This is a genomic window from Vibrio sp. Y176 (assembly GCF_033438945.1).
The window spans coordinates 1-857 of sequence record NZ_JAWOQS010000254.1; the positions used below are offsets into that span (position 1 = coordinate 1).

Genomic DNA, 857 nt, shown 5'->3' on the forward strand with positions numbered 1-857 from the left:
GGTACAAGTTTTCCGGATCTTCGTCGTGATGAACTACCGCACCAATACTCAATGTGCAAATTATAGACGCCTCTTCATAGTCAAATGACGAGCTCGCCACGATGCCGCGTAATTTTTCAAGATACGCTTCTAGCTCTTCTGTGTCCGTCACCGTGGAAAGAATACAAAACTCATCTCCACCTGCGCGATAGAATCGGTCACCCGCATTTAAGTTGGCATTAACCAATTTCGTGACATGAAGTAACGCTTCATCACCCGCCAAATGGCCGTGCTTATCATTAATCACTTTAAAGTGGTCAATATCGAAGATAACCAGAGAACATGGTCCGTCGATCACTTTGAGGTGCGCAAACTCATCTTTTAATGATTGCTCCCAAAATGCTCGATTAAACAAACCTGTTAAACCATCCTTTCTGCTGATCTCAGACAAATGCTGATTGGTTTCTCGCAAATGGATTCGGTTTCTCGCCGTTTCGGAAACATCGTTCACTTGAATCGCAATATGGCTTACTTCGCCAGAAAGTGAACGCAATGGCGTGATAACGATGTCTTGAAACATAAAGTCACAGCTGTTGGAAACCGGTGAAAAGTTGTTGAATTTAAAAAGGTATGGTCGGTTTTCCCAACTGGAGAAGGAACGAGTCTCAAGATCAGCAGAGGTCTATAGTGTCGCTTCCAACCACGTTCGTGGTAGTTCGTCGAAATGATCGAACAAGCATTGACCTAAAATATCTTGAGACAGCACACCGTTGTATGACTGCATAAAGCTCTTCCAGCCACACACGTTATATTCTGGGTCAAGAACAATGAGCCCAGAATCCATGGTATCTAAAATTTGTGTGACCCAATGAAAGTCT

Annotated in this window: 1 pseudogene; it reads right to left on the reverse strand. The window is 43.5% G+C overall.

Annotated features, from left to right (window positions below):
* A pseudogene (locus R7O13_RS25405) lies at positions 1 to 857 on the reverse strand (GGDEF domain-containing protein); the annotation flags it as partial.